11 protein-coding genes and 1 pseudogene are annotated in these 12,628 nt (G+C 63.8%); 6 read left to right on the top strand and 6 right to left on the bottom strand.

Annotated elements, in window-relative coordinates:
• Positions 1 to 373 precede the first annotated feature (373 nt).
• Both moaA and HMPREF3173_RS18930 read left to right on the top strand, forming a co-directional pair.
• Positions 374 to 1,378 (top strand): GTP 3',8-cyclase MoaA, encoded by a 1,005-nt coding sequence (moaA, locus tag HMPREF3173_RS18935; protein WP_083300097.1) that lies wholly within the window; start codon positions 374 to 376, stop codon positions 1,376 to 1,378.
• 20 nt (positions 1,379 to 1,398) lie between these two features.
• Positions 1,399 to 2,298, top strand: coding sequence for a bestrophin family protein (locus HMPREF3173_RS18930; RefSeq protein ID WP_043215296.1), 900 nt, complete (start codon positions 1,399 to 1,401; stop codon positions 2,296 to 2,298).
• A gap of 91 nt (positions 2,299 to 2,389) precedes the next feature.
• On the opposite strand, the gene moaB is transcribed toward HMPREF3173_RS18930, so the two are convergent.
• Positions 2,390 to 2,953, bottom strand: coding sequence for a molybdenum cofactor biosynthesis protein B (gene moaB / locus HMPREF3173_RS18925; RefSeq protein WP_371906696.1), 564 nt, complete (start codon positions 2,951 to 2,953; stop codon positions 2,390 to 2,392).
• Between the two features lie 151 nt (positions 2,954 to 3,104).
• Here moaB and HMPREF3173_RS18920 point away from each other — a divergent pair, with 151 nt between their 5' ends.
• Positions 3,105 to 3,995, top strand: coding sequence for a LysR family transcriptional regulator (locus HMPREF3173_RS18920; RefSeq protein ID WP_070575596.1), 891 nt, complete (start codon positions 3,105 to 3,107; stop codon positions 3,993 to 3,995).
• Between the two features lie 17 nt (positions 3,996 to 4,012).
• Here HMPREF3173_RS18920 and HMPREF3173_RS24450 read toward each other — a convergent pair.
• A pseudogene (locus HMPREF3173_RS24450) lies at positions 4,013 to 4,205 on the bottom strand (LuxR C-terminal-related transcriptional regulator); the annotation flags it as partial.
• Positions 4,206 to 4,233: 28 nt separating this feature from the next.
• On the bottom strand, positions 4,234 to 5,049 hold the full coding sequence (locus HMPREF3173_RS18915) for a helix-turn-helix domain-containing protein (RefSeq protein WP_070575593.1): 816 nt from the start codon (positions 5,047 to 5,049) through the stop codon (positions 4,234 to 4,236).
• A 122-nt stretch (positions 5,050 to 5,171) separates the two neighbouring features.
• Here HMPREF3173_RS18915 and HMPREF3173_RS18910 point away from each other — a divergent pair, with 122 nt between their 5' ends.
• On the top strand, positions 5,172 to 5,987 hold the full coding sequence (locus tag HMPREF3173_RS18910; RefSeq protein ID WP_070575589.1) for a carbon-nitrogen hydrolase family protein: 816 nt from the start codon (positions 5,172 to 5,174) through the stop codon (positions 5,985 to 5,987).
• A gap of 148 nt (positions 5,988 to 6,135) precedes the next feature.
• Here the strand turns inward: HMPREF3173_RS18910 and HMPREF3173_RS18905 are convergent, their stop codons facing one another.
• The 3 genes from HMPREF3173_RS18905 to HMPREF3173_RS18895 form a co-directional block, all read right to left on the bottom strand.
• Positions 6,136 to 7,470 (bottom strand): MFS transporter, encoded by a 1,335-nt coding sequence (locus HMPREF3173_RS18905; protein ID WP_043215279.1) that lies wholly within the window; start codon positions 7,468 to 7,470, stop codon positions 6,136 to 6,138.
• Positions 7,471 to 7,527: 57 nt separating this feature from the next.
• A complete protein-coding gene (locus tag HMPREF3173_RS18900; protein WP_070575585.1) occupies positions 7,528 to 8,598 on the bottom strand; it encodes a C45 family autoproteolytic acyltransferase/hydrolase in 1,071 nt (356 codons plus the stop codon).
• A gap of 241 nt (positions 8,599 to 8,839) precedes the next feature.
• Positions 8,840 to 9,751, bottom strand: a complete 912-nt coding sequence (locus HMPREF3173_RS18895; protein ID WP_070575582.1) for a LysR family transcriptional regulator — start codon at positions 9,749 to 9,751, stop codon at positions 8,840 to 8,842.
• Positions 9,752 to 9,994: 243 nt separating this feature from the next.
• Between HMPREF3173_RS18895 and HMPREF3173_RS18890 the strand changes: the two genes are divergently transcribed.
• Positions 9,995 to 11,716, top strand: a complete 1,722-nt coding sequence (locus HMPREF3173_RS18890) for an amidohydrolase (protein WP_070575577.1) — start codon at positions 9,995 to 9,997, stop codon at positions 11,714 to 11,716.
• Between the two features lie 117 nt (positions 11,717 to 11,833).
• A complete protein-coding gene (locus HMPREF3173_RS18885; RefSeq protein ID WP_070575574.1) occupies positions 11,834 to 12,559 on the top strand; it encodes a TorF family putative porin in 726 nt (241 codons plus the stop codon).
• Positions 12,560 to 12,628: the final 69 nt, after the last annotated feature.

Below are 12,628 nucleotides of genomic sequence, written 5' to 3'. Positions count from 1 at the left end.
GCGTTCTCGCTGCCCAGCCAGGCCTTGGTCACACTCTTGAGCGCACCCCAGCCAGCGGCGGGGCCGTTGTAATCCCTGATGTGGTTGTCTTCGCTCATGGGGTCCTCGGGCGCTTGGAAATGCACCGGCAGTGAATCTCCGGCTTTTTTCCAGCCTATGAAGAGCGGCCCCAACGCGTCCAATCGATATGCCTGACAGTGTGATAAACGGTTTCGATCAAGACCGGAAAGCCGCGTATTTCTTGGCCTGCGGCCATGATAGAGGAGACTGATCGTTTAGTCGGGGAAAGCAATTTGACGGGGGTGCGCACAGGTTATAGCTTGGAACTAGTCCGCGGCGCCCCGCCGCTTCACCTAACCTGCAGAGCACGATCGTGGAAGAAAACACCCGGGCACTGATCGACGGATTCAATCGGCGCATCGACTATCTGCGGATGTCGGTGACCGACCGCTGCGATTTCCGTTGCGTCTACTGCATGGCCGAAGACATGCAGTTCCTGCCGCGCCAGCAGATCCTCAGCCTTGAGGAGCTGTACCAGGTGGCCGAGCGTTTCGTCGCCTTGGGGACCCGCAAGATCCGTCTGACCGGTGGCGAGCCCCTGGTACGCCAGGGCATCGTCGAGCTGTGCGCACGTATCGCCGCGCTGCCTGGTCTGCGCGAGCTGTGCCTGACCAGCAACGGCTCGCAATTGGGCCGCCTGGCCCAGCCCCTGTTCGATGCCGGTGTATCACGCCTGAACATCAGCCTCGACAGCCTCGATGCCGAGCGTTTCCGCAGCCTGACCCGCACGGGTGACTTGAGCCAGGTGATCGCCGGCATCGACGCCGCGCGCAGCGCCGGGTTCCAGCGCACCAAGCTCAATTGCGTGGTGCTAAAAGGCCGCAACGACCATGAAATCGTCGACTTGGTGCGCTTTGCCGTCGATCGGGAACTGGACATCTCCTTCATTGAAGAAATGCCCCTGGGCGTGATCAACGAGCATGAGCGCGGCGAGTCCTACTGCTCCAGCGATGAGGTGCGCGCACGCATCGCCGAGCATTTCACCCTGGTCGACTCGGCCGAGTCGTCCCAGGGCCCGGCCCGTTACTGGCGCCTGGCCGAAGCACCACACACCCGGGTCGGTTTCATCTCGCCCCACAGTCACAACTTCTGCGCCACCTGCAACCGCGTACGCCTCACCGTCGAGGGCCGCCTGCTGCTGTGCCTGGGCAACGAACATTCGATGGACCTCAAGCAGATCCTGCGCGCCCATCCAGGCGACGCCGAGCGCCTGGAATGGGCCATTCGCGACGCCATGCAGCTCAAGCCCTACCGCCATCACTTCGAAGTCGGTGGCGAGGTGCAGATCCTGCGTTTCATGAACATGACCGGCGGCTGACCGGCCGCCTCTGGAACACCATGATCGTCCATCCCCGCCCCGATGTGCTGCGCGTGCTGTTCACCCTCAAGGGGTCGATCGTCAAACGCATTGCCCTGCGCTGCCTGATGGTGACCTTGCTGGCCGCCTTGATCGTGCTGATAGAGCATCACTTTCCGGCGTTCTTCTACCCGGTCAGTGCTACGCCATTCACGCTGCTGGGCCTGTCGCTGTCGATCTTCATGAGCTTTCGCAACAACGTCTGTTACGACCGCTGGTGGGAGGGCCGCAAGGCCTGGGGGCAACTGATCATCGAAGCGCGCTCGTTCATCCGCGAAAGCCAGGTGATCAACGATGAGCACCTGCGCGCCCGGCTGCTTCGCGGGCTGTGCGGCTTTGCCCACGCCCTGAATGCGCGACTGCGCAACGAAGATGAACTGCAGGCTGCCGGCCCCTGGCTGGCCGAGGCTCCCCGCGCAGGCTCTTACAACCCATGCGACGCCATCCTGCGCGAGATCGGCGAGCAGTGCTCGCGCCTGGCCGCAGACAAGCACATCAGCGAATGGCGTTACACCCTGCTGGAACAGCGCCTGGTGGGGATGTCGCAGGTGCAGGCGACCTGCGAGCGGATCAAGAGCACACCAATGCCCTTCCCTTACACGTTGCTGTTGCATCGCACCAGCTACATCTTCTGCCTGCTGTTGCCCTTCGCCCTGGCCGAACCCCTGGGCTGGCTGGCCCCGGCGTTCACCACCATCATCAGCTACACCTTCTTCGGTCTGGACGCCATCGGCAACGAGCTGGAAGACCCGTTCGGGCGCGATGAAAACGACCTGCCGACCGATGCCCTGGTACGCACCGTCGAGCGCGACGTGCTCTCAGCCCTGGGACACGAGCCACTGCCGCCGGCGTTGATGCCGGTCGATCATGTGCTGAGCTGAGCAACCGCCGCGCGGCCTGTCGCAGTGGTTTTATGCGCGAATACATCAGTGGGCCCACTGGCGCATTCGCGGGTGCCTGCCAAGCGCTTGTCTAGCCGCGGCTTTCGCAGGCTCCCACCGCCTTGAGGTGCGGGACGAAGTTGCATGGCCGGTGCCGCGCATCCAGCTGCTCCACCAGAATGCCTTCCCAGGCCGTGCGACAGGCGCCGGTCGAGCCCGGCAGGCAGCAGACCAAGGTGCCGTTGGCCAGCCCGGCCAGGGCCCGGCTCTGCACGGTCGAGGTGCCGATATCGAGAATCGACAGTGCCCTGAACAGCTCGCCGAAGCCATCGATACGCTTGTCGAGCAGGCACTCCACCGCTTCGGGGGTACTGTCGCGACCGGTGAAACCCGTGCCACCGGTGATCATCACCACCTGCACCTGTTCATCGGCGATCCACTGGGCGACCTGGGCGCGGATCTTGTAAAGGTCGTCCTTGAGCAGCGCGCGCGCCACCAGGCGATGACCGACCTCCACCGCTCGGGTGGCGAGCAGCTCGCCCGACGTGTCGTTATCGAAGGTGCGGGTATCGCTGACGGTCAGCACGGCGACATTGAGCGGTACGAACACTGCATCCGGTTTCACACTCACCTTGGGTTCCTCTGCATGGGGCATGGCCATACCACGCTAGGGCCAACCCTTGGGCGACGTCCAATCGATATGACGAACCAAACCATCAATCGGCTCTATCATCACGAAACAATGGCCAGCCACGGCAGACTTGGTTAAGGTCGCGCAATCGACTCCTTGCCTGCCAGACCGCGCCATGGACATCAAACAGCTCAAATTCCTCATCGCTCTCGACCAGACCCGACACTTCGGGCAGGCCGCCGCGTTGTGCCACATCACCCAACCGACCTTGTCCATGCGCCTGCGCAATCTCGAGGACGAACTGGACCTGGTACTGGTCAAGCGCGGCCAGCGCTTCGAGGGCTTCACCGAAGCCGGCGAGCGCATCCTTGCCTGGGCCCGCACCCTGCTCGCCGCTCACGACGGCCTGCAGGCCGAGGCCGCCAGTTGCCGTGGCCAGGTGGTCGGCAGCTTGCGCCTGGGCACCGTGCCGCTGGCTAGCTTCAACCCCATGCACCTGCTGCTGCCACTGCGCGAGAAGTACCCGGAGCTGCACTTTCAGGTCAGTTCGCTGAGCTCCGAGCAGATCATCGATGGCCTGAGCCGCAACCAGCTGGACCTGGGGATCTGCTACCTGGACCAGGTCAATACCAGCTTCTTCGAGGTGATCGAACTAGGCACCACCACCATGGGCCTGCTGCATGACACCCGGCATTTCGCCTTCGACGGACCGCAACTGCGCTGGGAAGCCTTGGCCAACCTGCCGCTGGGTCTGCTGAGCAAGGGCATGCACTACCGCCAGTCGTTGGACCTGAGCCTGCGCAGCCGGGGCCTGGAGCCGGCTGCGGTGCTGGAGAGCGACTCCACGTTCCAGCTGATCCAGGCCATCAACACCGGCCTATGCTGCGCGGTGATGCCGCTCGATTGCGGGCTGGAAGAGTTGTCCGAGCACTTGCGCATCCTGCCCATCGCCGATGCCAGCATCCACAGCCCGGTAGGCTTGCTGCTGCGCCGTAGCGAGCCGCGCTCGGCGATTGCCGAGCAGTGCTTCGACGAGGCCAAGGCGCTGTTTGCCGAGCAGCCCTGAGCGTGTCCCGGTAAATCTCAAGGATGCTCCGGATCGAGCCCCAACGACTGCCGGCGGTGAACCTTGACGGTTTCCGGAGAAATCGCCAGACGTTCGGCCATGGCCTTGGATGAGTAACCACGCAGGATCAACCGAGCGCCCCGCCCTGAAATGACTCAACGCATCGCGCACCTGGACCGCCACCGGCTCGCCCGCCGGGATCAGGCGTTGGCGCAGATCTCATCAACGACCACCAAAACTAGGAAACAGAGCGCAAGCTACCCAGCGCCTCGCCCGTCAGGAACAACAGCGAGAACAGCTCGCTCTGGGAGTTCACGTCCAGCTTGCGGTACACGTTGCGCCGATGGACCTTCACCGTCTCGGCGGAAAGCGCAAGCTTGGCCGCGGCCTCCTTGTTGGAGTGGCCGGAGAGGATCAAGCGCACCACATCCAGTTCCCGTGCGGTGAGCACCGACTCCAACTGCCGGCGCGCTTCATCGCGACCTTTGGCAAAGTCCAGCGCCGGTTTGCCCGCAGGTGCCCGCTCCGGCAGGCTCTCGAAATGCAGGCGCTGGCGCATCAGGCCGATCAGCCATGGGCGGATCAGCTCCAGCATGGCGAGCTGCTCGGCGCTGAACCGTCGGCAGCCCCCCAGCGACAGGCACAGCGTGCGTCCCTGCCCCACCACCACGTTGAACTGGACTTCGTCGGCGACCACGTTATGGGTGAAGTACAGCCGGTAGTAATCGGTCTGCTGGAAGTGCTCCGGGGCGATGTCGGCCAAGCGCACCAGACCGGTCTGCGCCTGCTCCCGACTGTTGAGGTAGAACGGGTCCAGCAGGTACAGGCCATTGGCGTATTCGCTCACCAAGGGGTCGATGCCCTCCCGGTCATAGGGGCTTTGGTCGAAGATCAGTGGCTTGTCTTGGCTGAACAACAAGGCAACCCAGGAATCCACTTCGACGAAGTCGCCCAGCAACGTGGCCAGCGTGCGCCAGAAGCTCGGTCGATCGAGGTGCTCGATGCACTGGCCTATGCCCTGGTGCCACGAAAGATCCTGCAGACTCAGGCCCATGCCTACCCCCGGGTTAACCACTCGGCGTGATTGTTTTGACTGTCGTTGTTTTCATACTTGCATCACCCTTTGCAAAAGTCACCCGACCTCAAAGCGGTCGGACACCACGAGACGGACGCCCCATGAAGATCGAAGTCATACAAACCACGACGCGCGATGGCGACACGCCCTACAACCTCAGTTGCATCCTCAAGGACATCGCCCAGTGTGCGCCGGACACCGACGTCGTGTTGTTCCCCGAGTCGCACCTGACCGGGTTTCTCAGCCAGGAAGACGTCGGCATGCTCTCGGAATCTGTCGAGGGCGAAGCCGTGCAGGCGGTGGTCGAAGCGGCGCGCCAGCGCAATGTGGCGGTGGTGCTGGGGCTTTATGAAAATGCCCATGGCACCTTCTACAACACCACGCTGTTCATTGCGCCTGAAGGCATTCTGCTCACCTACCGCAAGACCCACCTGTGGGTGCCGGAGCATGGCATCGTGGTGCCTGGGGATCGCTTCTCGACCGTGGAGTGGCGTGGGGTGCGCATCGGCCTGCTGATCTGTTACGACAGCGAATTCCCCGAGACGGCCCGGGCACTGGCGGCGCTCGACGCACAGGTGATGCTGATCACCGATGGCCTGGCGGAGCCCGAGGATGACGTGCATCGCGTGTCGGTGATGGCCCGGGCGATGGAGAATCAGGTGTTCGCCGTGGTGGCCAACCGGGTGGGCAATGGGCCGGACGACTGCGTGTTCGTCGGCAACAGTCTGGGGGTCGACCCCTTTGGCAGGACGCTGTTCGAGGCGGGTCGGGGCGAGTCACGGCATACCGTGACCCTAGACCTGTCGCTGATCGGCAAGGCCCGTGCCTTCCACGACTACCGCGCCAACCAGCGCATCGCCCTGCCGGGTGAGCGCATCGAGCATCCCAACGGCCTGCGCGAACTGCTCATCGGCTAAGTCCCGGGTGGCGCCTGTACTAAACCGCGGCGCCTGCTTCGCGAGTAAACCCGCTCCCTCAAGTGCTGCAGTGTCATTAGACACACTGCTGTACCTGTGGGAGCGGGTTTACCCAGATCTGTCGATACAGGACTATCGCCATCTCCTCTCAATGCCGGGCCAGCACCGCCTCACCCGCCACGCCAGCAGGCGCTTCGTCGATCTGCGCCATGCTCAGGCGCGAAGTCTCGCGCAGCATCAGCGAACACACCGCTACCAACGCCAACGCCCCAGCCCCATACAGGGCCACGCCCAACGGGTTGTGGTCGGTGAGGATGAGGATCGCCGTGGCGATGCTCGACGCTGTCCCACCGCCCAACGCGGCACCGATCTGATAGCTGGCCGAGATCCCGGAATAGCGCATGCTACGTGGGAACTGCTCACCCAGAAATGCCGGGATCGGCCCCTGGGTCGCGCCCATCAGCAGGCCCGTGAGGCTGTAGGCGAACAAAGCGATGCCGAAACTCTTCATGCCTACCAGTTCGAAGAAGGCGAACAGCCCGAGCGCCATGACCACCGCACCGAACACCATCACCGTGCGCCGGCCCAAACGGTCGGACAGGTAGCCGAACAGCGGCGCGGAGAACACGATGGCGATCGACAAGGTCAGGTCGAACATCAATGCCTGGGTGCTGCCGAAGCCCACCTGGGTGGCGTAGGTCAGGAAGAACGTGCTGCCGATGTAGGCGATGGTGCAATAGCCGAAGGCAATGCCGGTGCACAGCAACAACTGGCGCGGACGCTGGCGCAAGGCTTCGGCCAATGGTGCACGGACCGGCTTGACCGCCGGGGCTGCGACCGGTGCCGGTGCTTTCAAGCGTGCGTACAGGCCGATCAGCACCAAGGTGCCGCCGAGCCAGAACGGGATGCGCCAGGCAAAATCCACCAGGTTGTCATTGAAGGCGGCACTGACGATGGTGAACACCACAGCGCCGAGGATGCCACCGACGCCGATGCCCATGCTCGTGAAGCTGCCCCACAGTCCTCGCCTGCCCGGCGGCGCCGACTCGATGCCGAACAGCGCGGCACCGCCCCACTCGCCACCGGCGGCGAAGCCCTGGATCAGACGCAACACCACCAGCAGTATCGGCGCAACGACGCCGATGCTGGCATGGCTTGGCAAGCAGCCGATGAGGAAAGTGCTCAAACCCATGAGCAGCAAGGTCGCGACCAGCACCTTCTGTCGGCCGATGCGATCGCCATAGTGGCCGAACACCAAGCCGCCCAGCGGCCGGGCGAAGAAGCCGGCACCAAAGGCGCTGAAGGCCACCAAGGTCGCGGTCAGGTGATCCATCTGGGGGAAGAACACCTGGGGAAACACCAGCGCAGCCGCGGTGCCGTAGATGATGAAGTCATAGAACTCCAGCGCAGTGCCCATGCCGGAGACGCAGAAGGTCCGCAGCGCAGACCGGGACGACGCAGGGTTGGATTGTTCCGCATGCATTGTTGTTGTTCTCGTTGTCAGCGGGTGCCGCCCTGCTCAGGCGGCACCGGGTGGGGCTCAGAAACGTTCGAAGCCAACCTTGGCCAGTTGCAGCGGCGTGCCCGCCACGTATTCCAGTACGCAGCGCTCGGTATCGATCCCCACGCTGAGCAGGGTTTCCCAACGTTCGGTGTCGGGCATGGCCATGTCCGGGTGGAAGCAGATCGGCGCGCTGTCGCCTTGTGCACCACACATGGCTTCGGCGCGGGCGCGCAGATCGGCACTGCCCATCTGGCCGATTACCTGCTCCAGGTGGCCCAGGCGGCACTGGGTATCGGCACGGTCGGCAACCTGCTCGCCCAGGCTCAGGTGCGGGTCGAGGAAGTGGTTGGTGTGCAGCAACCAGCCGTCTTCACGGGGCAGCACCAGTGCCGTGCGCTCTGGACTGAGCTCGATGCTGACGGCGCGCGGGCTGCTGTCCTCGCGGGAGAACACGGTAAGCACGGTGGAGGCGCTGACCCGCGCCGAACGGGCCAGCTCGATGGCCTCCTCGACGCTACTGGCCTCTTCGAGCAGACGACGGGCAATGGCGTGCACGGGCACACCGCCGCTGTCGTTGTCACTGGTGTGGTGGAGAATGTTGAAGTGCAGCCCCAGGCCTGCACTGTTCACGCCCAGCTTGGCAAGCATGCCGAATTCGCAGAACAGCTTGACGTTCATGCCACGCTCGGTGTGCAACGCCAGCATCAGGCCATGAGGGCAGAGGCTGTCGTGCCAGTCCCAGGTCTGCAGGGTCTGCGGCGCCCGTGGGCCGCGCGGGGCATGCACGGTGGTGGAGCATTCGCTGTGGCGGGTGCGTGCAGCCAGCACCTCGGTGCGCGCGTTGAGGCTTGCCAACTGCCACACCGGCAGGTCGGCACCGCTGGCCATGCCGATCACCTCGGCCGCTAGATTCGGGCTCCAGGCTTCCAAGGCGGCCAGACTGTTTTCGCCGATACGTTGCGCCTCGCGCACGGACACGCCCACCCGAGGGAAGAAGTCCAGATAGAGCTGGGTGGTATGACGGATCTGCTCGGCGAAGCGCTCGCCGATCTGGCGACCACGCTCGGCAGGCGTGCGGATATCGGTGACTAGGGTATGGATCTTCACTGCGGGGAACTCCTGGTACAGCAGGCTCGGGGCATCGTTGCTGTTCTGGAAAGAGTGAGGCCGCCTCGCACCTCTACTGCATGCACCTGCCGTGAGGGTGGCAGGTGGTAATGGACCGGGCACGAAGTGGCCGCTGTGTTCAGGCAACCACCGCTAGCCTAGCGAGCCGTCCCCGGTGGATCATCGCCACAACCCGCACAACTTTTGTGCCCAAACGGAACAATTGCGCCCCGCAGTCCGATTACAGCCCCTGGCTGCGCAGTTGCTCGTGCAGCAAGGCGATGAACGCCTGCACCTTGCGCGTGTTGCGCCGATGGGGCAGGTACAGCACGTGCACCCAGGGCCCGAAGGCACTCAAGGCCCGCCAGTAGTCCGGCAACACTTCCACCAGTTGCCCGCTGGCCAGATAAGGCGCGGCGCACCAGGTGGGCACGAACTGCAGACCATGGCCATCGAGCAGGCAGGCGAGCAAAAAGTCGAAATTGTCGCTCACCAGCCGGGGCGTGGGCTGGCGTACACGCAACGTCTGGCCTTCATGCTCGACCCACCAGAAGCTGCGGTTTAGCAGCGGATGACGCAACAGCAGCCAGTCGTGCTGGGCGTAGTTCTCCAGGGTGATGGCCTCACCACGTCGGGCCAGGTAGTCGGGGCTGGCACATAGCACCACGCGGTTCTCGATCAGTGGCTGGGCAATCAGTTCGGGCTGGTCGGTGGGGCCATCGCGCAGCGACAGATCGTAACCGCCGTCGATCAGGTCTTCATTGGCATCGTTGAGGTTCACCTCCAGGCGCACCTGCGGGTGTTCGCGCATGAAGCGAAAGCAGACCTGGTTGAGAAACGCCGGGCCGAACGAAGGCGGCGCGGTGATGCGCAAAGTGCCGCGCAGTGCGTGCTGCAACTGCTCCACCTCCTCGGTCACCAGTTGCAGGTGCATCAAGGCCTGGCGCGCACCTTCCAGATACACCGTCCCGGCCTCGGTCAGGGCCATGCGCCGGGTGGTGCGCTCGAACAGGCGCACGCCGAGCTCGGCCTCCAGGTGAGCAACGGCCTTGGTGATGGCCGAAGGTGTCTTGCCCAACTGCTCGGCCGCTCGACTGAAGCTGCCGTGTTCGGCGGCGGCGACGAAGATGGTCAGGGCCGTCATTTTGTCCATGGTTTCTTCCTGTTCGGCACAAGCGAGGCAATGAAGAGCGCGTGCGGGTATCCACGCCTTTCCATCAAACCCGCAAACAGCGCGGATTTGAATAGGCGTCGAGCGGCGTGTGGCTTGCGCCATGGCAATCATAGGCCAGGGATTGTTTCCCAATCGCGAAAAAAGTTGTGCCTGTCGTCGCATTTAACCGGTCTTGTGCGTTGGCTACGCTGCGGCGCAATCACAACAAGAACGAGGCACCGAATGAAGCACCTCCTGAAGATGGCGATCAGCGCGGGCCTGGCCTGCACCTCCCTGCACAGCTTCGCGGCAGTGGACGTGATCTTTCACAACGCCAAGGTCTACACCGCCGAGCCAGGCCAACCGCTGCAGCAAGCGGTGGCGGTCGAGGGAGAGAAGATCGTTGCCGTGGGATCCGACCAAGCCGTGCTGCGCCTGAAGGCCGCCGCCACCCGTGTCATCGACCTGGGTGGCAAGGTGCTGATGCCGGGCATGCTCGATTCTCACTCCCATGCCATCAAGGGCGGCCTGCAACTGGAACTGGCCAACCTGATGGGCGAGCAGATCCCGCTCGATGAACTGGAACAACGCCTGCTCGAGTGGCGCAAGGATGGCAAGGCCGTGCGAGGCGAATTCCTGGTCGTCGGCGGCGTGCCAGGGACCTATTGGGATGACATCCCAGCCCTGGAGCAGCGCTTCAACCACGGACAATGGGCCGAGCAGCCGATCCTTCTGGCCGCCAACGATATGCACACCGGCTGGGCCAACCAGGCCCTGCTCAAGCGCGCCAAAATCGATGCCAAGACCATCGCGGCTCTGCCTGCCGAGGCCCGCAGCACCATGGGTCAGCATGAGGACGGCACGCCCAACGGGTTCCTGGCCGATGCCAGTTACTACCCGGTGACCGACCTGCTGCCACCGCTCTCCCACGAAACCCTGATGACCGCCGGCCGCATGGCCCTGGACTACTCCAAGCAGCTCGGCATTACCGGCTGGATGGACCCACTGGCCAACGAACTGCCCGGGGCGGACGTGAAGAACGACTCGCTCGGCGTGCTGCCGGTCTACAAGGACCTCTCCCAGCGCGGCGAGCTGACGGCCCACATTGCCGCGCTGCTGATGGCCGACTCAAAGGCCCGCCCGGCCGACCTGAATGAGCTGGACAAGGTACGCCAGCAGTTCCTCGGCGTGCGCAACCTCACCCTGCCCGGCATCAAGGTCTTCGCCGACGGCGTGGCCGAGATGCCGGCGCAGAGCGCAGCGATGCTCGAACCCTACAAGAACTCCGGCCAACGCGGCGAACTGCTGCTGGACCCGAAACACTTCGGTGAGCTGGTCGATGCCGCCGATGCACGCGGCTGGCTAGTGCACGTCCATGCCATCGGCGACCGCGCCGTGCGCGAGGCGCTCAATGGCGTAGAACAAGCCCGACGAGCCCGTCACAGCGGCGTCCCCCATTCGATCACCCACCTGCAGATGGTCAGCGCCCAGGACTACCCGCGCTTCAAGCAGCTCGATGTGATCGCCTCGATGCAGTTGTACTGGGCCAGTGCCGACGAGACCAACCTCGACCTGGTCAAGCCGTATGTCGATGAACACGCCTTCGCCCACAGCTATCCGGCCCACTCGCTGTACAAGGCCGGGGCGACCATCGCCGGAGCAAGTGACTGGCCGATCACCACCCCGGAGCCGTGGAAGGCGATCTACCAGGCAGTGAGCCGCAAGGGCCCCAAGGGGGTGCTCAATGCTGACGAGGCCATCGACCGGCAAACCATGTTCCAGGCCTACACCCTCAATGCCGCCCGCGCCATGCGTCTTGAGCAGCAAGTGGGCTCGCTGAAAGTCGGCAAGCAGGCGGACATGATCGTCCTGGACCGCGATGTGCTCAGCGTCGACCCCGAGGCGCTGCGAGATACCCAGGTGTTGCAGACCTGGTTCGCCGGCAAGCAGATCTACCAGCGCTGATCGCTTGGCGGACCAACCCGCTCCACAGGTGCAACACCGACGCCTGGAGCGGGTTTCGTCCGCAAAAAGCCACACCCCGCGTCACCGTGCACAACAACAATAAACGGAAAGCATCGAATGACCTTACGCAACCTCATCGCAGGCGGCCTGCTCGCCTGTGCCCCGCTGGCCCATGCCATCGACCTCAATGACGATTTCAGCCTCGAGGCCAAGGCTGGCGTGTTCAGCGACTACCGCACCCGTGGCATCTCCCAGACCCAGAACGATCCAGCCCTGCAGGGCTCGCTGACCCTGGCGCACGCCAGCGGCCTGTACGCAGGCGTATGGAGTTCGAACGTCGACTTCGGTTTCGGCAGCAGCACACGCCAGGAGCTGGACTACTACGCCGGCTACTTCTGGCAGATCAACGACGATGTCACCCTCGATACTTCGTACATCAAGTACGTGTACCCGCGTCAGGGCAACTTCAACTATGGCGAGTACCACACCGAACTGCGTGCCTGGGGTGTGCTGCTCGGTGGTAACTACTCGGAGAACTTCAACGGCGACCAGTCGATGCTCTACAGCTATGTGGGCTACACCACCCTGCTGCCGTTCGACACCGACCTGCTGGTGCGCTACGGGCGCAACGACTACAAGGACCCAAGCTGGTTCGCCAATGACGGGACCAGCCGGGATGACTATCACGAGTGGGAAGTTAAGCTGACCCGCACGATGCTGTCGCTCGATTGGTCGGTCAGCTACATCGACACCGACCTTTCCGAGAGCGAATGCGCCAGTTACCTGGGTTTCAAGGATGTCTGCTCGGCCACGGTGGTGGCTGCGGTCAGCAAGACATTCTGATCCCTGCGGCCCCCAGGGCTGCCGCCGGCTCCCACGGGTACTGCGCCGGGCCTGAGAACGGCGCGATAC

It is taken from the genome of Pseudomonas sp. HMSC08G10 (assembly GCF_001808425.1).
Taxonomy (GTDB): domain Bacteria; phylum Pseudomonadota; class Gammaproteobacteria; order Pseudomonadales; family Pseudomonadaceae; genus Aquipseudomonas; species Aquipseudomonas guariconensis.
The sequence above is the reverse complement of the archived record's forward strand: the minus strand, read 5'-3'. Positions and strand labels throughout refer to the sequence as shown.

Coding starts and splice junctions, on each gene's coding strand:
- HMPREF3173_RS18930 (WP_043215296.1), top strand. CDS start 1,399: ATGATCGTCCATCCCCGCCCCGATGTGCTGCGCGTGCTGTTCACCCTC.
- moaB (WP_371906696.1), bottom strand. CDS start 2,953: ATGCCCCATGCAGAGGAACCCAAGGTGAGTGTGAAACCGGATGCAGTG.
- HMPREF3173_RS18920 (WP_070575596.1), top strand. CDS start 3,105: ATGGACATCAAACAGCTCAAATTCCTCATCGCTCTCGACCAGACCCGA.
- HMPREF3173_RS18915 (WP_070575593.1), bottom strand. CDS start 5,049: ATGGGCCTGAGTCTGCAGGATCTTTCGTGGCACCAGGGCATAGGCCAG.
- HMPREF3173_RS18910 (WP_070575589.1), top strand. CDS start 5,172: ATGAAGATCGAAGTCATACAAACCACGACGCGCGATGGCGACACGCCC.
- HMPREF3173_RS18905 (WP_043215279.1), bottom strand. CDS start 7,470: ATGCATGCGGAACAATCCAACCCTGCGTCGTCCCGGTCTGCGCTGCGG.
- HMPREF3173_RS18895 (WP_070575582.1), bottom strand. CDS start 9,751: ATGGACAAAATGACGGCCCTGACCATCTTCGTCGCCGCCGCCGAACAC.
- HMPREF3173_RS18890 (WP_070575577.1), top strand. CDS start 9,995: ATGAAGCACCTCCTGAAGATGGCGATCAGCGCGGGCCTGGCCTGCACC.
- HMPREF3173_RS18885 (WP_070575574.1), top strand. CDS start 11,834: ATGACCTTACGCAACCTCATCGCAGGCGGCCTGCTCGCCTGTGCCCCG.